General features: G+C 74.1%; 15 protein-coding genes, 3 tRNA genes and 1 pseudogene. 12 read left to right on the top strand and 7 right to left on the bottom strand.

Features of this window, described 5'->3' with window-relative positions; genetic code table 11:
- Positions 1-84: 84 nt before the first annotated feature.
- From ACIPAE_RS28955 to ACIPAE_RS28940, 4 genes and pseudogenes are all read left to right on the top strand, one after another.
- Positions 85-993: an NUDIX hydrolase gene (locus ACIPAE_RS28955; RefSeq protein WP_402449075.1), complete on the top strand. Its 909-nt coding sequence runs from the start codon at positions 85-87 to the stop codon at positions 991-993.
- Positions 990-1,823: an MBL fold metallo-hydrolase gene (locus tag ACIPAE_RS28950; protein ID WP_402449072.1), complete on the top strand. Its 834-nt coding sequence runs from the start codon at positions 990-992 to the stop codon at positions 1,821-1,823. The genes ACIPAE_RS28955 and ACIPAE_RS28950 overlap by 4 nt, the downstream gene beginning before the upstream one ends.
- Positions 1,820-3,178 (top strand): cytochrome P450, encoded by a 1,359-nt coding sequence (locus tag ACIPAE_RS28945; protein WP_402449070.1) that lies wholly within the window; start codon positions 1,820-1,822, stop codon positions 3,176-3,178. Before ACIPAE_RS28950 ends, ACIPAE_RS28945 begins: the two co-directional genes overlap by 4 nt.
- Before the next feature lie 171 nt (positions 3,179-3,349).
- Positions 3,350-3,583: pseudogene (locus tag ACIPAE_RS28940) on the top strand (GbsR/MarR family transcriptional regulator); the annotation flags it as partial.
- 68 nt (positions 3,584-3,651) lie between these two features.
- On the opposite strand, the gene ACIPAE_RS28935 reads toward ACIPAE_RS28940, so the two are convergent.
- On the bottom strand, positions 3,652-4,479 hold the full coding sequence (locus ACIPAE_RS28935) for a diacylglycerol kinase family protein (protein WP_329367670.1): 828 nt from the start codon (positions 4,477-4,479) through the stop codon (positions 3,652-3,654).
- A gap of 134 nt (positions 4,480-4,613) precedes the next feature.
- Between ACIPAE_RS28935 and ACIPAE_RS28930 the strand changes: the two genes are divergently transcribed.
- Positions 4,614-5,897 carry an adenylosuccinate synthase gene (locus ACIPAE_RS28930; protein ID WP_328465788.1) on the top strand — a complete coding sequence of 428 codons (1,284 nt, stop codon included), beginning with the start codon at positions 4,614-4,616 and terminating at the stop codon, positions 5,895-5,897.
- Between the two features lie 131 nt (positions 5,898-6,028).
- Here the strand turns inward: ACIPAE_RS28930 and ACIPAE_RS28925 are convergent, their stop codons facing one another.
- Positions 6,029-7,816: a protein kinase gene (locus ACIPAE_RS28925; RefSeq protein WP_402449068.1), complete on the bottom strand. Its 1,788-nt coding sequence runs from the start codon at positions 7,814-7,816 to the stop codon at positions 6,029-6,031.
- Positions 7,817-7,979: 163 nt separating this feature from the next.
- On the opposite strand from ACIPAE_RS28925, the gene ACIPAE_RS28920 reads away from it, so the two are divergent.
- Positions 7,980-8,663: a GntR family transcriptional regulator gene (locus ACIPAE_RS28920; RefSeq protein ID WP_329367675.1), complete on the top strand. Its 684-nt coding sequence runs from the start codon at positions 7,980-7,982 to the stop codon at positions 8,661-8,663.
- Between the two features lie 55 nt (positions 8,664-8,718).
- Positions 8,719-9,366, top strand: coding sequence for a hypothetical protein (locus ACIPAE_RS28915; RefSeq protein ID WP_329367677.1), 648 nt, complete (start codon positions 8,719-8,721; stop codon positions 9,364-9,366).
- A 48-nt stretch (positions 9,367-9,414) separates the two neighbouring features.
- Here the strand turns inward: ACIPAE_RS28915 and ACIPAE_RS28910 are convergent, their stop codons facing one another.
- Positions 9,415-10,164, bottom strand: coding sequence for an SLATT domain-containing protein (locus ACIPAE_RS28910; RefSeq protein WP_402449064.1), 750 nt, complete (start codon positions 10,162-10,164; stop codon positions 9,415-9,417).
- 217 nt (positions 10,165-10,381) lie between these two features.
- Here ACIPAE_RS28910 and purD point away from each other — a divergent pair, with 217 nt between their 5' ends.
- From purD to ACIPAE_RS28885, 5 genes are all read left to right on the top strand, one after another.
- A complete protein-coding gene (purD, locus tag ACIPAE_RS28905) occupies positions 10,382-11,641 on the top strand; it encodes a phosphoribosylamine--glycine ligase (RefSeq protein ID WP_329367681.1) in 1,260 nt (419 codons plus the stop codon).
- Positions 11,642-11,955: 314 nt separating this feature from the next.
- Positions 11,956-13,593, top strand: a complete 1,638-nt coding sequence (locus ACIPAE_RS28900) for a hypothetical protein (protein WP_402449062.1) — start codon at positions 11,956-11,958, stop codon at positions 13,591-13,593.
- Between the two features lie 242 nt (positions 13,594-13,835).
- Positions 13,836-15,335 (top strand): N,N-dimethylformamidase beta subunit family domain-containing protein, encoded by a 1,500-nt coding sequence (locus ACIPAE_RS28895; RefSeq protein WP_402449060.1) that lies wholly within the window; start codon positions 13,836-13,838, stop codon positions 15,333-15,335.
- A 153-nt stretch (positions 15,336-15,488) separates the two neighbouring features.
- Positions 15,489-16,412, top strand: coding sequence for a phosphoribosylaminoimidazolesuccinocarboxamide synthase (locus ACIPAE_RS28890; RefSeq protein WP_402449058.1), 924 nt, complete (start codon positions 15,489-15,491; stop codon positions 16,410-16,412).
- Positions 16,413-16,636: 224 nt separating this feature from the next.
- Positions 16,637-17,728, top strand: coding sequence for an esterase-like activity of phytase family protein (locus tag ACIPAE_RS28885; RefSeq protein WP_329367685.1), 1,092 nt, complete (start codon positions 16,637-16,639; stop codon positions 17,726-17,728).
- A gap of 84 nt (positions 17,729-17,812) precedes the next feature.
- Here the strand turns inward: ACIPAE_RS28885 and ACIPAE_RS28880 are convergent.
- From ACIPAE_RS28880 to ACIPAE_RS28865, 4 genes are all read right to left on the bottom strand, one after another.
- Positions 17,813-17,888 (bottom strand) — tRNA-Gly (locus tag ACIPAE_RS28880).
- A 112-nt stretch (positions 17,889-18,000) separates the two neighbouring features.
- Positions 18,001-18,073, bottom strand: a tRNA-Gly gene (locus tag ACIPAE_RS28875).
- A gap of 58 nt (positions 18,074-18,131) precedes the next feature.
- Positions 18,132-18,203, bottom strand: a tRNA-Gly gene (locus tag ACIPAE_RS28870).
- 224 nt (positions 18,204-18,427) lie between these two features.
- The gene (locus ACIPAE_RS28865) at positions 18,428-18,745 is read right to left on the bottom strand and encodes an Lsr2 family protein (RefSeq protein ID WP_328465770.1); all 318 of its coding nucleotides are present in this window, start codon (positions 18,743-18,745) and stop codon (positions 18,428-18,430) included.
- Between the last annotated feature and the right edge of the window lie 129 nt (positions 18,746-18,874).

Genomic DNA, 18,874 nt, shown 5'->3' with positions numbered 1-18,874 from the left:
CGTAACCGAGGCCGTGGCGCGGGGTTGTCCACAGCCGTTCGGGTGACCCTCGAACAAATCGCCGCGGGCACGTAGGCTCCGGCCATGAGCAGCATGAACGGTGCCTCCTCCACCGCCGACTGGGCCGAGCGCGTCCGCGCCCTGGCCCGCGGCGAACTGGTCCCGGTCGACGCGCGACCCGCCGCGACCGTGCTGCTGCTGCGCGACCCCGAGGCGGGCGGCTCCCGTGCCGACGAGGCGGGCGGCGCGTCGGCGGGGGAGAGCGGCGGCCCCGCCGTCCACATGCTGCGCCGCCGCGCGTCCATGGCCTTCGCCGCGGGTGCGTACGCGTACCCCGGCGGCGGGGTCGACCCGCGGGACGAGCGGCCGGTGCGGTGGGCCGGACCGCCGCTGGAGTGGTGGGCGCGCACGCTCGGCGTGCCCGCGGGCCAGGCGCAGGCGGTGGTCTGCGCGGCGGTCCGCGAGACCTTCGAGGAAGCCGGGGTGCTGCTGGCCGGGCCCGACGGCGAGAGCGTGGTCGCCGACACCACCGGGCCGCGGTGGGAGGCCGACCGCGCCGCCCTGGTCGCCCACGACCTCGCCTTCGCCGACTTCCTGGCCGCCCGGGACCTGGTGCTGCGCTCGGACCTGCTCGCCCCGTGGGCGCGCTGGATCACCCCGGAGTTCGAGCGGCGGCGCTACGACACCTGGTTCTTCCTGGCCCTCCTGCCATCAGGCCAGCGCACCCGCGACGTCTCCGGCGAGGCCGACCACACCGTCTGGCTGCGGCCGGCCGAGGCGGTCGAGGGCCACGCCCGCGGCGAGATGGCGATGCTCCCGCCCACCCTCGCCACCCTCCGCTCGCTGCTGCCGTACGGACGCGCGGCCGACGCGCTGGCCGCGGCGGCCGACCGGGACCTGACCCCGGTGATCGCGCGGGCGTCCCTGGACGACGACGGCCGGGTCGTCCTGACCTGGCCCGGCCACGACGAGTTCAGCCGGGAGCAGCCGTGAACGCCACCCAGCCGCCGGGCCGCCCGCAGCCCACCGTCGGCGGCTCCGCCACCGCCCGCGCGCTGTGCGTCCTGGCGCCCAACCCGTCGCCGATGACGCTCGACGGCACCAACACCTGGATCGTCGCCGAGCCCGACTCCCCGCTGGCGGTCGTCATCGACCCCGGTCCGCTGGACGAGGAGCACCTGGCCCGGGTGATCGCCACCGCCGAGCAGCACGGCCGGCGGATCGCGCTGACCCTGCTCACCCACGGCCACCCGGACCACGCGGAAGGCGCCGCCCGCTTCGCGGAGCTGACCCGCACCCCGGTCCGCGCCCTCGACCCGGCGCTGCGGCTGGGCGACGAGGGACTGGCCGCGGGCGACACCGTGACCACCGGCGGCCTGGAACTGCGGGTGATCGCCACCCCCGGCCACACCGCCGACTCGCTCTCCTTCCACCTGCCGGCCGACCGGGCGGTGCTCACCGGCGACACCGTGCTGGGGCGCGGCACCACCGTGGTCGCCCACCCCGACGGCCGCCTCGGCGACTACCTGGACTCCCTGCGCCGGCTCCAGTCCCTCACCGTGGACGCCGAGGTGTCCACGGTGCTGCCCGGCCACGGCCCGGTGCTCGACGACGCGCGCGGCGCCGTCGAGTTCTACCTCGCCCACCGCGCGCACCGCCTGGCCCAGGTCGAGACCGCCGTCGAGTCCGGCCTGCGCACCCCTGCCGACGTGGTCGCCCACGTCTACGCCGACGTCGACCGCGCGCTCTGGCCCGCCGCCGAGCTGTCGGTCCGTGCCCAACTCGACTACCTGCGCGAACACGGACTCATCGAACTGCCATGACACTTCAGCCCTCGCCCTCGCCGTCCTCTCCCGCGTCCCCGGCCGGGTCCCCGGCCGACGAGGCCACCGCCCCCGCCACCGCCCTGTTCGCGCCCTGGTCACCCTCCTTCGTCCAGGACCCCTACCCCGCCTACGCGGCCCTGCGGGCGGCCGGCCGCGCGCACCGCTTCGACCCCACCGACCAGTGGCTCGTCCCGCACTACGACGACGTCAGCGCCCTGCTGCGGGACCGCCGGCTCGGCCGCACCTACCTGCACCGCTTCAGCCACGAGGAGTTCGGCCGCCAGGCGCCGCCGCCCGCGCACGAACCGTTCACCACCCTCAACGGCAACGGGATGCTGGACCTCGAAGCGCCCGTGCACACCCGTATCCGCCGCCTCGTCGCCAAGGCGTTCACCCCGCGGATGGTGGACGACCTCGCGCCGACCGTGCACCGGCTCGCCGCCGAGCTGATCGCCGCCCTGCGCGCGGACGGCGGCGGCGACCTGCTGGCCCGCGTCGCCGAGCCGTTGCCGGTCGCGGTCATCGCCGAGATGCTGGGGGTGCCGCCCGCCGACCGCGCCCTGCTGCGCCCGTGGTCGGCGGCCATCACCGGCATGTTCGAGCTGAACCCGTCCGAGGAGACCGCCCGGCTCGCGGTGCGGGCCAGCGAGGAGTTCTCCGACTACCTGCGCGGCCTGATCGCCACCCGCCGCCGCGCCCCCGGCGAGGACCTGATCAGCGCCCTGATCGCCGCACACGACGACGGAGACGTGCTCAGCGAGCAGGAGATGATCTCCACCTGCGTGCTGCTCCTCAACGCAGGCCACGAGGCCACCGTCAACACCACCACGCTCGGCTGGCTCCAGCTCTTCCGGCACCCCGACCAGCTGCGCCTGCTGAGCGACGCCACCGCCGGAGCCGCCACCACGGCCGCCGCCGGCACTTCCGCCGGCACTTCCGCCGGCGCCTCGGCCGGCGACGAACTGCTGCGCGGCGCCGTCGAGGAGATGCTGCGCTACGACACCCCGCTCCAGCTCTTCGAGCGCTGGGTGCTGGACGACATCGAGATCGGCGGCACCACCATCCCGCGCGGCTCCGAGGTGGCCCTGCTGTTCGGCTCCGCCAACCGCGACCCGGCCCGCTTCCCCGACCCCGACCGCTTCGACATCACCCGGCCCGCGGCCGGCAACAAGCACGTCACCTTCGGCGCCGGCATCCACTTCTGCCTGGGCGCGCCGCTGGCCCGGCTCGAACTCACCGCGTCCTTCGGCACCTTCCTGCGCGAAGCCCCCGGCATGCGGCTGGTCAAGGAGCCCGTCTGGCGCCCCGGCTACGTGATCCGCGGCCCGGAACAGCTGCTCGTCACCTGGTGACGGCGGTCTCCCACCCCGGCGGGGGCCGGCCCTCAGCCCCCGCCCAGGTCCCGGCGCCGCAGCCCGGCCAGGCCCGCCGTGAGCGCCACAGCGGCGGCGCATATCAGCCGGGCGTACGGCGACGCCGCCACGCTGGTGCCCGCGCGGCCGAACGGCACCGAGCCCGAGGTGATGACCTTCGTCGAGCGGTTCGCCGCCGAGATGGTCGAGGCCGGGACGCAGCGCATACCCGCCCGGGTCTTCGCCGCCTTGCCGGCCTCCGAGGACGGCGCTCTCAGCTCCGCGGAACCGGGCGAGCGGCTCCAGGTCAGCCCCGCCGCCGTGTCCGGTGCGGTGCGGTACCTCGCGCAGGTGGGCATGCTCGTCCGCGAGCAGGAGTCCGGCTCACGCCGCGAGCGGTACCGGGCAAGGCCGCGGACCCAACCCCCGGCCGGGCCACGGCGACCCACCTCACGCCCGCCCCCGGGCCCGGCCTAGCGCGGCACCGTCAGCCGCCATGCCGACGGCTCCACCGTCCACGTACGCGACCGCACCGGACCGGTGATCGCCGAGTCGGCCCGGTAGCGGAAGTCGCGGCCGGAGACGGTGATGGTGCGCGCCCGGGCGCGCACCTGCGCGGAGCCCGGGGTGCGGCGGACGAAGATCTCGGCGAGCCCGGTGGGCGCGGGCCGCACCGACACCTCGTGCACCGGCTCGTCCAGGTCGGCGAGCAGCACTCCGTCGGCCTCGACCCGCAGCCGCTGGCGGCGCGGCGGCGGATTGCCGTTGACCGGGATCGGTGAGGTCAGCGTGCGCACCAGGGAGCGGGCGGTCTTCTCCACCGGCGTCCACCAGTGCGCGGCGGTGTGCGCGACCGGTGAGCCGCACGGCAGGCTGAGCGTGCCGAGCACGATGCCGCCGCTCTCATCGACCAGCAGGTCCAGCTCGCGCTCCACGCCGTCGAGCACCGCGCGGGCCGCCGCGGGCACCTGCACCGGCACCCCCAGCGCGCGCACCAGCGTGGAGCGCGGCCCGATCGGCACCACCGACAGCGGGGAGTCGTGCAGGGTGCGCTCGCGCCGCAGCGCGTTGACCGTGCGCAGCAGGGCCGCGTCGTCGCCCAGCACCACCAGATGGCGCCGGCCGCGATGGGCGAGCGCCCGCTCGGCCTCCTCGGCGGACTCGGGGAACGCCATCTTCACGGAGGCCGCGCCCGCACACAGCACATCCTTGGCGATCCGGACGGATTCGCCGTCGGTGGCGCGTGCGGCGGGGTCGATGACCACGAGCAGGGGATGCCCGGCCGGGACGTGAGCCGACACCTTGGTCCTTCCTCAGGTAAAGTCTTGGTGCAAGAGCCCCTTGCGCCTTTGCGTCAGGGGCTTCGTCTATTCCGGGGCAGGTTCGACGGCTCTCTGCACGTTGGACATGCCCCGCCCGGAAGGGGTGTACGCCTGTGCCCGCACTTGTGCTGCTCGGTGCTCAGTGGGGTGACGAGGGCAAGGGGAAGGCCACCGACCTGCTCGGCGGCTCAGTGGACTACGTGGTGCGTTACCAGGGCGGTAACAACGCCGGTCACACGGTCGTCGTCGGCGACCAGAAGTACGCACTGCATCTGCTCCCCTCCGGAATCCTGTCACCGGGCTGCGTCCCGGTGATCGGCAACGGTGTCGTCGTCGACCCGAAGGTCCTGCTCTCCGAGCTGAGCGGACTCAACGAGCGCGGCGTCGACACGTCCAAACTGCTGATCAGCGGCAACGCCCATCTGATCACGCCGTACCACCAGACCATCGACAAGGTGACCGAGCGCTTCCTGGGCAACCGGAAGATCGGCACCACGGGCCGCGGCATCGGGCCGGCCTACGCGGACAAGATCAACCGGGTCGGCATCCGGGTGCAGGACCTCTTCGACGAATCGATCCTTCAGCAGAAGGTCGAGGCCGCGCTCCAGGACAAGAACCAGATCCTGGTCAAGATCTTCAACCGGCGGGCCATCACCACCGAGCAGGTCGTCGAGGAGTACCTCGGCTACGCGGCGCAGATCAAGGACTTCGTCGCCGACACCACGCTGGTGCTGAACAACGCGCTGGACGCCGGCAAGGTCGTGCTCATGGAAGGCGGGCAGGGCACGCTCCTGGACGTCGATCACGGCACCTACCCCTTCGTCACCTCGTCGAACCCGACGTCCGGCGGTGCCTGCACCGGCAGCGGTGTCGGCCCCACCAAGATCACCCGGGTGATCGGTATCCTCAAGGCGTACACAACGCGTGTGGGCTCCGGACCGTTCCCCACCGAGCTGCTGGACGAGGACGGCGACAAGCTCCGCACCATCGGACGCGAGTTCGGCGTCACCACCGGACGCGACCGTCGCTGCGGCTGGTTCGACGCGGTGATCGCCCGTTACGCGACCCGGGTCAACGGCCTCACCGACTTCTTCCTCACCAAGCTGGACATCCTCACCGGCTGGGAGCGCATCCCGGTCTGCGTGGCCTACGAGGTCGACGGCCGCCGGGTGGACGAACTCCCCTACAGCCAGAGCGACTTCCACCACGCGAAGCCGATCTACGAGTACCTGCCCGGCTGGTCGGAGGACATCACCGGCGCCAAGTCCCTCGCCGATCTGCCGAAGAACGCGCGGGACTACGTGAAGGCGCTGGAGGAGATGTCGGGCGCGCCGATCTCGGCGATCGGGGTCGGCCCCGGCCGGGACGAGACGATCGAGATCAACTCCTTCCTCTGAGGTCCTCCGGGTTCGTGAACCCTGAGGCCGAGCCGCCGCGCGCGCCCCGCGTGCCACGCACAGGTAAGCCCCGCCCACCCTGGTGAGCGGGGCTTACCCGTAGGTCCCGACGCGCCTGTGGACCCGACGTGTCAGCCGTCGACCTTGGTGTACGTCAGCGGCGCCTTGCCGTCGTCCAGGTCGCTGCGCTGCAGGTGGGTCGAGTCGACGAGGCTCAGCTCGCTGGCGTCGCCCGGGGCACAGGAGGACGCGGGCGTGCCGCTGACCACCTTCGACGCGCTCAGCTCCACCGGCGGCCCCGGCGCGGTCACCTTCATGTCCCAGAAGCAGGAGTACGACGCGCTGTCACCCGACAGCTCCACGTCGCCGTTCTCGTGCACCGTCAGCGTCCGCGTGTTGTCGCCGTTGTCGGCGCTGGTGAACGAGGTCCGCCAGGTGCCCACCATCTCGCGCAGCCCGCCGGCGCCCATCGGAATCGGCTCCCGTGTCGACGGGCCCGTCGGCGCCGCGCCGGAGGGGGCCGTCGAGGGCGCCTTCGTCGAAGGGGTCGGCCCCGGACCGGCCTTGTCGTCGGTGCCGTCGCGCGTCGCGACGTACGCGGTCGCCCCGCCCGCCACGAGCACGAGGGCCACCCCCGCCGCCACGAGCGGCCAGCGCTTGCGGCGAGGCGCCGGCGGCTCGGGGTCCGCCGGTCCAGGCGGCGCGGGCATCCCGCCCGGCGCCTTCGGGGCCCCCGGCGCCGCTACGGGACCCGGCACCGGCCCGGGCGCGCCGGTCATCTGCGGCAGCGGCGCGGTAGGCGGCACCGCTGCCTGCGCGACGGCCGACTGCGCCGCTGCGGGTTCCTGCGCGACTGCCGGCTGCGCGACCACCGGTTCCCCCGCGGCACCTGTCGTGAACCCGGCCGGCGGCTCCGCCGCCCTCGCGCCGGGCCGCACCTTGGCACGGGTCAGCACCATGGTCTCGGCCGACTCCGCGGGAGCCTCCAGCGGCGCCTCCACCTCGGCCTCCAACTCCAGCAGCCGCACCGCGTGCCGCCCCAGCCGCGCGACGATCGCCCCGGGCAGCCAGGGCTCCCCGTCCGCGTCGGCGTCCTGCGCACCGTCCTCGCCGAGCAGCCGCCGTACGTCCGCGAGGGACGGTCGCGCGTCCGGTTCCTTGGCCAGGCAGGCGGCCACCAGGGCGCGCAGTCCCTCCGGTACGGCGTCCAGGTCCGGCGGTTCCTGCACGATGCGGAACATCTGCGCGTGCACCCCGCTGGAGGCCGCGCCGAACGGCTGGAGTCCGGTGGCGGCGTAGGCCAGCACCGAGCCGAGGCAGAAGATGTCGCAGGCGGGGGTGACGCGGTCGCCCCTCACCTGTTCGGGTGACATGAACCCGGGCGACCCGATCATCGCCCCGGTACTGGTCAGCGACGAGTCGGCGACCGTCTCCAGGGCGCGGGCGATACCGAAGTCGATCACCCGGGGGCCGTCGATCGTGATCATCACGTTGGACGGTTTGAGGTCGCGGTGCACCAGCCCGGCGCCATGGATGTCGGCCAGGGCGTGGGTCAGCCCCGCCGCCAGGACGCGGACCGAGTGCTCCGGCAGCGGCCCGTACTCCTTGGCGACGACCTGCTGGAGCGACGGCCCGGGCACGTAACCGGTGGCCACCCACGGGACGTCCGCCTCGGTCTCGGCGTCGAGCACCGGCGCCGTCCAGCGCCCGCCGACCTTCCGTGCCGCACGCACCTCGCGCCGGAATCTGGTGCGGAACTCCTCCTGCTCCGCCAGATGCGCCCGCACCACCTTCACCGCGACCGTACGGCCGCGCTGCGACCTGGCCAGGAAGACCTGCCCCATCCCGCCGGAGCCGAGCCTCCCCAGCAGTCGGTACGCACCGATCCAGCGCGGATCGTCGGTCCTCAGCTCGTCCATCGCCCGTCCTGCCCCCGCTCTCCGCCACCCCGGCCGCAGATCGCCGCCGGTCGCAACGGCCCAGCCTTCACGGCGAAGAATAAGCATACGAACGCCAGTCGCCTATGGTGTGCGAGGGTGCGGCGGGCACCGCAGTGACGGCTGGTTACGGCGAGGAGGCGGTATGCGGGACGGCGGGCCGCAGGTGCGGCGCAGCAGCCTGCGCCAGCAGATCGCCGACGCCCTGCGGGACGAGATCCTCACCGGCCGGCTCCAGGCCGGGCGGCACTTCACCGTCAAGGAGATCGCCGAGACCTACGGGGTCTCCGCCACCCCGGTGCGCGAAGCCCTCGTCGACCTCGCCGCGCAGGGCCTGCTGGAGGTCGAGCAGCACCGCGGCTTCCAGGTCCGGCAGTTCACCGCCGCCGACTTCCGCTCGCTCACCGAGGCCCGCACCCTCGTCGTGGACGCGGCCTTCCGCTGGATGACCGAATACGGCGCCGCCGACCCGTCGCCCGACGCCATCGCGTCCGTACGGCGCCGCGCCGAGGCCGCCGTACGCGCCGCGCAGGCCGGCGTCCTGGACGTACTGATCGGCTGCGACCTGCGGTTCTGGCGCGAGCTCGCGGCCATGGGCGGCAACCCGCACCTGAGCGAGTTCCTGGACCGGGTGCGCGCCCAGGCGTGGATCTACGCGGTGCCGCACCTCCGCTCGCTGACCGACCTCGCGGGCGTGTGCTGGTCCGGCCACGTCGCCCTGGTCGACGCGGTCGCCGAGCGCGACACCGCCACCGCGCTCCAACTCACCCACGAGTACGGCGAGCACACTCTCGCGCTGGTCGAGAGGCTCGCCCTGGCACGCTCCTGACGCGACCTGTCCCGTCGCCTTAGGCTGTACGCCCCCGACCGGATGGAGTTGCTTCGTGGCCTGCGACCTGTGGCTCGTGCCTCTCGTGGATGTGCTGTGCCACAGCCCGGAAAACCCGTTCTCCGAGGAACTCGCCCGCTACGACAAGGCGTTGGCCGAGGCGGGCCAGCCGCCCGTGCCCGTCTACAACTACATGCCGGGGCTTTCCGGCGACGTGGCGCCGGTGGCCTGCTTCGACTACGACGCGCTGCACTTCCTGCGCCGCGCCTACCTGCTGGCCCTCCAGGGCCTCGAAGTCACCCCGGTCGACGCGCTCGGCGGCGACTACGAGGAACTGCTGGAGATGTTCGAGACCACCGCGCAGACCTCGCACCTGGTCTGGCACTACGACCACGCGGGCGCCTACGTCCCGCTCGACTTCCCCCAACCCGTCGTCAACGACGAGCTCCTCGAAGGCGGCGGTCCGCTCGGCTCCAGCCACGGCCTGCTGCGCGAGCTCGACTTCGTCGCGCCCGCCATCGGGATCGACCCGGCGAGGCCCCCGGCCGCCCCCGAGCCCCCGGCCCGTCACACCACCCTCGAAGAGCCCGCGCTCACCCCCACCGCCACGGGTCCCTTCGCCCGCGAACACCACGTCTGGCTCGGCCTCCACGCCGCCGCCACCCGCTCCCTCGGCCAGGGCTCGATGATCGTCTTCAGCTGAACGACCCCCCCACGGACAGCCGTTCGGTGCCCAGACAGCCGGCACAGCTCACCTCGGCGCTTCCGGGGGGCGTTGGCGGGGCATGGTGGGGCGGGTGCTGGGGTGGGGGAGGCGCAGGCCCGAGGGCGGGGTGGGACGGGGAGCGGGGGGTGGGGCGGGGGACTGGCTGCGGAGGGCGGCCGCGGCGGAGTGGGCGCCGAAGTCCACCATCCAGCCGGAGGTCTCCACGCGGACGAGGTCGGCGATGTCCTCGCAGAAGCCGCGCAGGACGGTGAGGCAGCGCTCGGCGGCCTCGGCGGCGGTCCCCTCGGTGGGCCCGAGCACTTCGCGGACGCTCTCGGCGGCCCAGTCGAAGCGGAGCGCCTCGATGCGGCGCTGCACGGCCTGCGCGGTCGCGACGTCCCGCATCCAGCCGGTGGTGAGCCCGAGCAGGCGGTCGGCGGCGACGCACGCACCGGCGAGCAGCAGCGCGAGGTAGCCCCAGCGGGCCGGCGACCTGCCGCCGTCGGCGAGTTCGATCAGCGGGAGCGCGGCGGCGGCCGCGCCGCAGACGGTGGCGCCGAGCCGGAGCGCGCGGGCGGCCCGCCGCTTCGGCAGGCGGCCGCGCAGGTACCAGTCCGCGGTGCGCAGGGCGCCGTCCTCGGCCCAGCGGTACAGCTCCTGGAGGCGCTCGGCGGGCTCCGCCCAGTCGCCGAGCGGGAGGGGCAGCGCCCGAAGGTCGTCGGGGTGACGGTGCAGCGCCCGCCGCGAGGGCTCGTCCCGAGAAGCCCCCTCGGGAAACATGTCAGGCTGGCTCACTGCGAAGGCTCCCTCGACTGCTGCGCACCGGGCGTACCCGAAGTACCCGGCACCCGCCGGTTGAAGTTCCCTTCTTACCGCCGAACGGCTGAGCCAGATGCACCGATATCCGGAATTCGCCCCGTAAGGCCCGTGTGATCAGGTATAGGCCGCTTGTCGCCGTCGCTCGAAAGAGTGAGGGCGGCCGGGCCCGGCCGGGCCCACTACCCTGGTGCGCGTGAAGGTCCTTGTCATCGGCGGCGGTGCCCGCGAACACGCCCTGTGCCGTTCCCTGTCCCTCGACCCCGAGGTCACCTCGCTGCACTGCGCCCCCGGCAACGCCGGCATCGCGGAGGTCGCCGAGCTGCACCCGGTCGACATCATGGACGGTGCCGCCGTCGCCGGCCTCGCGGGGGAACTCGGCGCCGACTTCGTGATCGTCGGTCCCGAGGCGCCGCTGGTCGCCGGGGTCGCCGACGCCGTACGGGAGCGGGGCATCGACTGCTTCGGCCCGTCCCGCGAGGCCGCCGCGCTGGAGGGCTCGAAGGCGTTCGCCAAGGACGTGATGGCCGCGGCCGGGGTGCCGACCGCCCGGTCGTACGTCTGCACCACGCCCGAGGAGATCGACGCGGCGCTGGACGCCTTCGGCGCGCCCTACGTCGTCAAGGACGACGGGCTCGCGGCGGGCAAGGGCGTCGTGGTCACCGAGGACCTGGCCACCGCCCGGGCGCACGCGCTGGCCTGCGACCGGGTGGTGATCGAGGAGTTCCTCGACGGGCCCGAGGTGTCGCTGTTCGCGGTGACCGACGGCGAGACGGTGCTGCCGCTCCAGCCCGCGCAGGACTTCAAGCGCGCCCTGGACGCCGACGAGGGCCCCAACACCGGTGGCATGGGCGCGTACTCACCGCTGCCGTGGGCCGACCCGAAGCTGGTCGAGGAGGTGGAGCGGACCGTGCTCCAGCCGACCGTCGACGAGCTGCGGCGGCGCGGCACCCCCTTCGCCGGGCTGCTCTACGCGGGACTGGCGATCACCTCGCGCGGCGTGCGGGTGATCGAGTTCAACGCGCGCTTCGGCGACCCCGAGACCCAGGTGGTGCTGGCCCGGCTGCGCACCCCGCTGGCGGGGCTGCTGCGGGCGGCCGCCACCGGCCAGCTCGCCGCCTGGCCGGAGCTGCGCTGGAGCGACGGCGCGGCGGTCACCGTGGTCATCGCGTCGTACAACTACCCGGACACCCCGCGCACCGGCGACCCGATCACCGGGCTCGCCGATGTCGCCGAGCAGGACGAGCACGCCTACGTCCTGCACGCCGGCACCCGTACGGCGGACGACGGACGGGTCGTTTCGGCGGGCGGCCGGGTGCTGTCGGTCACGGCCACCGGAGCGAGCCTGGCCAAGGCCCGCGACCGTGCCTACCGCGCGGTCGGGCGGATCGGCCTCGACGGCGGCCACCACCGCGGTGACATCGCCGCGAAGGCGGCCGAGGCCGCCCAGGACTGAGCCGCCGCCCGCCCAGGACCGAGCTGCCGCCCGCGCCGGGCGGCAGCACCGCGCGGTCACCCCGGCGGTACCCGTGCGGCACCCCTGCGGCACATCTGCGCGAGAGTGCGACGTCTGCCCGAAAGCCACTCCAAGGAGTGATGCCTGGGCCATACGGCTGACTCCTCCCCGGCACCCAACTATGGTGCCCGAAAGGCGCACCCCGGGGGCATTGCGGCAAACAGCCGTACGGCATTGCGATGTCGGTGGGCGGTGCGACAGTGGGGAGAGGCCGTCACCGAGGCGGCCACCGCCAGCGCAGGGGGTGCCAGCCGATGGCCGGAGAAGCAGGTGAGGCCGCTGCGCGGGCACGTGCGGGCGCGGTGCTGAGGCTGCGCGGATCGGCGCTCGCCGTCGCCCTGCTGCCCGCGGCGGCCGCGGTGGTGCTGCACGCGGGCCGGGCCACCGGCCGGATCGACGGCCCGGCGTGGGACGGCGTGCGCTGGGGGCTGACCGGTGTCGCCCTGCTCGTGCTCGCGGTGGCCGCGGCCGTCGCCGCCGTGATCGTCCGCGCCGAGCCCGCGGTCAGCCCCACCGTCCCGGTCGCCGAGTCCGCCGCGCCCGACCTGTATCTGATGGTCCGGGACCTCGCCGACCGGCTCCAGGTGCCGCCGCCCTCGTCGATAGAGCTGACTCCCGACTGCGACAGCTGGTTGGAGGACCGCAGGCACAAGACCGGCGGGACCGACGCCGAGCGGCGCCCGGGACCGGTCCTCGTGGTCGGCTCGCCCTTCATGTGGTGGATGCGGATCGCGGAGCTGCGCGCCCTGCTCGCGCCCGTCGTCGCCGGCACCGCCCCCTCGGCCGACCCGGAGATATCCGCGGCCCGCCGCTTCGTCCGCGGCCTGGACGCGGCGGCCGCCGTCGCCGCCCAGGGCAGCGCCCGCCCCGGCGGGCGGGGGGTGCTGGGCCGCCCGGTGTACGCCTTCCTCGGCTGGGTCGCTCGGCTGCTGCTGCGCGCCTGCCGGGTCCACGCGGCGGAGATGGAGCGCGGGGTCGCCGCCTCGGCCTCCGAGCGTGCCCAGGCGGTCGACTACGGACTGCGGATCGTCGCCCAGGAGCAGGTCGGGCTCGCCTACGCGGGCTGGGACCGGCTGCTCACCCGGGTCGCGCTGCCCGCCTGGCGGATCGGCCGCTGGCCGTCCCGGCTGCACGCGGGCGTGGTCGCCGCGCTCACCGAGCTGTCCCGGCGCGACCGGCTCGCCGACGGCTTCGAGACCCGGCTGGGCGAGCGCCCGGCCTGCGACCTGCTGGAGGAGCCCGGCACCGTCGACGAGGCGGTCTCCCTGCTGGCCGCGCGGATCTTCCACGGCGGCCCGGACCGGGCCAGGCCCGGCTGGGAACCGGTGGGCTGGGCCCGCTACCCCGCCGAGGTCGTGGACCGGCTCTGGCGCGAGGAGGCCGGCCGCCTGATACGGGTGATCGAGGAGATGCGGCCGTCCGTCGAACCCGCGGCCGCGGTCTCCTCCCCGGCCGCCGCCGGTCGTGCGCTGCTGGTCGGCGGGGAGGGCGAGGCGCCCTTCGGCGCGGTGACGCTGGAGCGGGTCATCGACCGGCTCGCCGTCGCCGGCGGGCAGCAGGGCGAGGAGGTCGCCGCCCGGCTGGAGGCGGCGCCGCCGCTCGGGCCGTACGCGGATGCGGCCGCCGCGTATCCGCTCGTGCCCCAGCGGACCGGGCGCGAGCTGCTGGTCGACCACGTGGTGGCGCTGGTCTGCTGCGCCGCCGTCGACACCGCGGGCGCCGGCGCCGGGCTCGACTGGCTCGACGGTCCCGCGCTGCGCATGCCCGGGGTCCGCCGCAGCGAGCTGACCGCGGCCGTGCTGCACCTGGTGGAGAGCGGTGACCCGGCCCCGCTGCGCGCCTGGGTCGGCGGCACCCCCATCCGCCCGGACAAGCCGCTGCGGCTGCCGTAGCGGGACCGCCCGGGGTTGCCTGGTCCGGCCGGCTCCCGTACCGGCCCTCGGTGGCGCGCCGGGGGAGTACCGCAAACCCCCACCCCGCCGTACGGAACAACTTGAGAAGAGGGAAACTGTACGAAACGTGACTGTCAGGGTGCATTGTGTGATGTGCTGGGCGTGAGCAGACCGCACCGTTGCACCCGGCGGAGCGGGAAGTGGTTGGCGCGGGAAGTGGTTGGCGCGGGGAGGCGATCGGCGTGGGGGAAGTACGGCGATGGGAGTCGGGGGCGCTGGCGCATGGGGTCTCGGACCCGTTCGGACAGGGCCCGCTGCCCTGGCTGAGGGGCGAGCCGCAGTATCCGGGCGACGACGGCCAGGTGGTGCCGTGGTACGTGGACCTCGCCGCGAGCAACGGCAAGGCACCGCGCAAGCCGCACCTGCCGGGCCCGCGCACCGCGGACGACGTGCGCCGCCAGATCAAGGGCTTCGCCGCGGAGGCCGCCGCGGCACCCGGGCAGGCGATCGACTTCAGGATCACCGTGGACCCGCCCCAGGAGTTCACCGTCGACGTCTACCGGATCGGCCACTACGGCGGCGACGGCGCCGCCCAGGTCACCGCGAGCCCCCGGCTGTCCGGCATCGCGCAGCCCGCCCCGCTCGCGGCGGGCCGTACCGTCTCGTGCCACCACTGGTGGCAGTCCTGGCGGCTGCACATCCCGCCGTACTGGAAGACCGGCGCGTACGTCGCGGTGCTGACCACCGCGGACGGCTACCGCAGCCATGTGCCGTTCACCGTGCGGGATCTGGAGGCCCCGGCCGACCTGCTGCTCCTGCTGCCGGACATCACCTGGCAGGCGTACAACCTGTACCCGGAGGACGGCAGGACCGGCGCCAGCCTCTACCACGCCTGGGACCCCGAGGGCCGGCTGCTCGGCGAGGAGGAGGCGGCCACCACCGTCTCCTTCGACCGCCCCTACGCGGGCGCCGGCCTGCCCCTGCACATCGGGCACGCCTACGACTTCGTCCGGTACGCCGAGCGGTACGGCTACGACCTCGCGTACGCCGACGCCCGCGACCTGCACGCGGGCCGGATCGACCCGACCCGCTACCGGGCGCTGATCTTCCCCGGCCACGACGAGTACTGGTCCCGCCCGATGCGCCGGGCCGCCGAGGAGGCCCGCGCGGCCGGCACCTCGCTGGTCTTCCTCTCCGCGAACACCATGTACTGGCAGGTGGACCTGGCACCGGCCGCCGACGGCGGCCCCGACCGGCTGCTGACCTGCCGCAAGCGCCGGGCCGAGGGCGGCCAGGGCGAGGCGGCGAAGGGCCGCACCGCGCTGTGGCGCGACCAGGGCGAGCCGGAGCAGCAGTTGATCGGCGTGCAGTACGCCGGGCGGGTGCCGCAGCCCGCGCCGCTGGTGGTGCGCAACGCCGACCACTGGCTGTGGGAGGCCACCGGCGCGACCGAGGGCACCGAGATCCCCGGACTGGTCGCGGGCGAGGCCGACCGCTACTTCCCGCGCACCCCGCTGCCGGACTCCACCGAGCGCATCCTGCTCGCCCACTCCCCGTACGAGGCGACCGACGGCCGGATGTGCCACCAGGAGACGTCGCTGTACCGCGCGCCCAGCGGGGCGTACGTCTTCGCCTCCGGCACCTTCGCCTGGTCGCCGGCGCTCGACCGGCCCGGCCACGTGGACCCGCGCGTGCAGCGGGCGACGGCGAACCTGCTGGACCGGATCTGCAAGCGGGACTGAGCAAGCGGAACTGAGCAAGCGGGACCGAGCGAACCGGAGCGCGCGGGACCGAGCGAACCGGAGCGCGCGGGGCCGGGGGCGGGCCCTTGCACGCCGCCACCTCCCGGGTAGGCGAGAATCGGAGTCGAGCCACCGACTGGGGAGGACCCACCCATGCCCGGATTCGTCGACAAGCCCGAGCCCGTCCAGGTGCCCGGCCTGACCCACCTGCACACCGGGAAGGTGCGGGACCTGTACCGGAACGACGCCGGCGAGCTGGTGATGGTGGCCAGTGACCGCATCTCCGCGTACGACTGGGTGCTGCCCACCCTCATCCCGGACAAGGGCACGGTGCTGACCCGGCTGTCGCTGTGGTGGTTCGACCAGCTCGCGGACCTGGTGCCGAACCATGTGGTCTCCACCGAGGTGCCGGCCGGCGCGCCCGCCGACTGGGAGGGGCGCACCATGGTCTGCCGTGCGCTGCGGATGGTCCCGGTCGAGGCGGTGGCCCGCGGCTACCTGGCCGGCTCCGGCCTGGTCGAGTACGACCGCAGCCGTACCGTGTGCGGCGTCGCGCTGCCCGAGGGCCTGGTCGACGGCTCGGAGCTGCCCGCGCCGATCTTCACCCCGGCGACCAAGGCCGCGGTCGGCGAGCACGACGAGAACGTGTCGTACGAGGAGGTGGCCCGGCAGGTCGGCGCGGAGACCGCCGCGCTGCTGCGGCAGAACACGCTCGCGGTCTACACCCGGGCCCGTGACGTCGCCGCCGAGCGCGGGCTGATCCTGGCCGACACGAAGTTCGAGTTCGGCTACGACGACGCGGCCGCGGACCGGGAGGGCGGCGCGCCCCTGGTGCTCGCCGACGAGGTGCTCACCCCGGACTCCTCCCGCTTCTGGCCCGCCGACGGGTGGGAGCCCGGGCACGCACAGCCCTCATACGACAAGCAGTTCATCCGCGACTGGCTCACCTCGTCCGCCTCCGGCTGGGACCGGCACAGCGAGCAGCCCCCGCCCGAGTTGCCTGCGGCCGTCGTCGACCACTCCCGCGCCCGCTACATCGAGGTGTACGAACGGCTGACCGGACTGCCCTGGGCGTAGCCGCAGCGACCTGCGGCGACCTGCGGCGACCCGCGCGGCCAGGGCTCCGCTTCGCCTCCGACCGCGCCGCCGGCACCAGTTGCAGGCACCGGCACCTGCACCGGCGGCGCGGCGGTCCCCCTGTCGTTCGGCTTCTCGTGGGTCCCTGTTTCACCCCGCGGCGGGCAAAGCCGTGGAGAATCAGACGGCGTAAGGACTCCTGCCACCCAACGTGGAGTGTCACTGTGCGCGCAAAGGTTCTTCTCGCCGGCCCGACCGTCCTGCTGACCGCCATGGCCTGCCTCGCCGGCGGGGGCACCGCCCAGGCCCAGGGCGGACCGGCGGACCGGCCCGGAAAGCCGGCGGCGGGCAACTGCTCCGCGGACGTCCGGATCAGCGGCTTCTCCGACGCCCTGGACAAGACGACCTTCGACGGCACCTTCGTCGGCAACCTCTCCGCGCTCGCGCCGGACGCGCACGGCACCCTGGACGCGCTCTCCGACCGGTCGTCGCTGTTCACGCTGAGCGGCCGCACGTTGGGCGACCTCGCCCCGGAGAAGGTCGTCCCGCTCGCCGACGAGAAGGGCCAGCCGCTCGACTCCGAGGCCCTGGCCGTCGACCGGGACGGCACCCGGCTGATCACCTCCGAGGTCGAGCCGACGATCCGGCGCTACAGCCGGGACGGATCGCAGATCCTCGGCAGCCTGCCGGTGCCCGACGCGCTCAAGGTCGCCCCCGCCGGGCGGGCCACCTCCAACCTCACCTTCGAGGGGCTGGCGTTCCAGCCCGGCGGCCGCACGCTGGTCGCGTCCATGGAGGGCGCGCTGTCCGGCGACAACCACGATCTCGTACGGTTCCAGACCTGGCAGCGCGGCGGAAACGGCCGGGACTTCACGCTCGGGCGGCAGTACGCCTACCACGTGGACACCGACGCCAACGGCACGCTCCTGGGGGTGTCCGACATCGCGGCCACCGGTGACGGCCGGCTGCTGGTGCTGGAGCGCGGGTTCACCGCGGGAGTCGGCAACACCATACGGCTCTACCTGGCCGACCCGGGCCGCGCCGGCGATGTCAGCCGCGTCACCGACCTGACCGGGCAGCGGAACGTCAAGGTCATGCCGAAGACCCTGCTCGCCGACATCGGCGACTGCCCCTCCCTCGGCGCCACCGCCAAGCAGCCCCAGCCGAACCCGCTGCTGGACAACATCGAGGGCATGGCCGTCACCGGGCACGCTCCCGGCGGCGCGCTGCGCCTGATGCTCGTCAGCGACGACAACCAGGGCGCCACGCAGACCACCCGGTTCTACGCGCTGACCGCACGGCTGCCCCGGCGCTGAGGGACCCGGCGCGCGCTGCGGACCCGACGCGCACTGCGGACACGGCGAAGGCCCCGGTCGAAGTGACCGGGGCCTTCCTCCTGCTGGAGCGGACGACGAGATTCGAACTCGCGACCCTCACCTTGGCAAGGTGATGCTCTACCAACTGAGCCACGTCCGCAGGGCGTGCCGATACTGTACCCGATACCCGGCGGTGCCGAGGAAAACGGGGTGGGCCGGCGGTCGGAGGGCAACGAAAAGCCCCAGACCGTCGGTCTGGGGCTTCTCTTCTGAGCGGACGACGAGATTCGAACTCGCGACCCTCACCTTGGCAAGGTGATGCTCTACCAACTGAGCCACGTCCGCATGCGCTGTGACCACTGTACCCGATCGGCCGCCAAGGGCCGAACGAGTTGGTGATCAGAGCGGGTGACAGGAATCGCACACTGCGCCTCCCCCCTGGAAGGGGGGCGCTCTACTACTGAGCTACACCCGCGTGACCTCCGCTGACCTGGGCTTTTCGGCCCCGTCCTGCGGTGTGCCCTCAGACTAGCGGACGACCGGGGGTGGCTGTCCAATCGACACCGGCCGGGCGGGGAGCGGGTGTTGGGAGAGCGGCGGCCGGAGCCGCCGCCCCGCCCCGGTCCGCCGACGCACCACGCCCGGACCGCCGCCCACCGGACCGCCGCCCCGAACGCCGGCCGGCCGCCGACTCCCTGCTCAGTCCGCCTTGTTGAACGCCTCGTAGACCTTCTTCGGGATGCGGCCGCGGGCCGGCACCTCGAAGCCGTTGGACTGCGCCCAGGCGCGGACGGTCGCCGGGGTGGGCGCGATCGGGGTCCGCTTGTAGGCGTGCCCGGAAAGGGTGCGGCGGCGGCCGGCCTCCACGTAGGGAGCGAGTTCCTTGCGCAGCCTGTCCGCGTTCCTCGACGAGAGGTCGATCTCGTACCACTGGCCGTCGACGCCGAATGCGATCGTCTCCTCGGCGTCGCCGCCGTCGAGATCGTCGGCGAGGGTGACCAGTACGCGCTGCGCCATAGGGATCGGTCCTTTCTTGTGCCGGCTGCCTGCGTCGCGACGGGGCCGGGCCCACGCGGGGTCCGCGACCGGGGCGCCCGAGGGTGAATGAGGCGGTGGAGATACCCGTTGCTGCTGTTAATTCCCGCC

Origin of the sequence: Streptomyces sp. NPDC087270 (assembly GCF_044744625.1) — a bacterium.
In the GTDB taxonomy this organism is placed as follows: Bacteria; Actinomycetota; Actinomycetes; order Streptomycetales; family Streptomycetaceae; genus Actinacidiphila.
The sequence above is the reverse complement of the archived record's forward strand: the minus strand, read 5'-3'. Positions and strand labels throughout refer to the sequence as shown.

Excerpts from the sequence above, each read along its gene's own strand:
- ACIPAE_RS28955 (WP_402449075.1), top strand. The coding sequence starts at position 85 with ATGAGCAGCATGAACGGTGCCTCCTCCACCGCCGACTGGGCCGAGCGC.
- ACIPAE_RS28945 (WP_402449070.1), top strand. The coding sequence starts at position 1,820 with ATGACACTTCAGCCCTCGCCCTCGCCGTCCTCTCCCGCGTCCCCGGCC.
- ACIPAE_RS28925 (WP_402449068.1), bottom strand. The coding sequence starts at position 7,816 with ATGGACGAGCTGAGGACCGACGATCCGCGCTGGATCGGTGCGTACCGA.
- ACIPAE_RS28920 (WP_329367675.1), top strand. The coding sequence starts at position 7,980 with ATGCGGGACGGCGGGCCGCAGGTGCGGCGCAGCAGCCTGCGCCAGCAG.
- ACIPAE_RS28900 (WP_402449062.1), top strand. The coding sequence starts at position 11,956 with ATGGCCGGAGAAGCAGGTGAGGCCGCTGCGCGGGCACGTGCGGGCGCG.
- ACIPAE_RS28890 (WP_402449058.1), top strand. The coding sequence starts at position 15,489 with ATGCCCGGATTCGTCGACAAGCCCGAGCCCGTCCAGGTGCCCGGCCTG.
- ACIPAE_RS28865 (WP_328465770.1), bottom strand. The coding sequence starts at position 18,745 with ATGGCGCAGCGCGTACTGGTCACCCTCGCCGACGATCTCGACGGCGGC.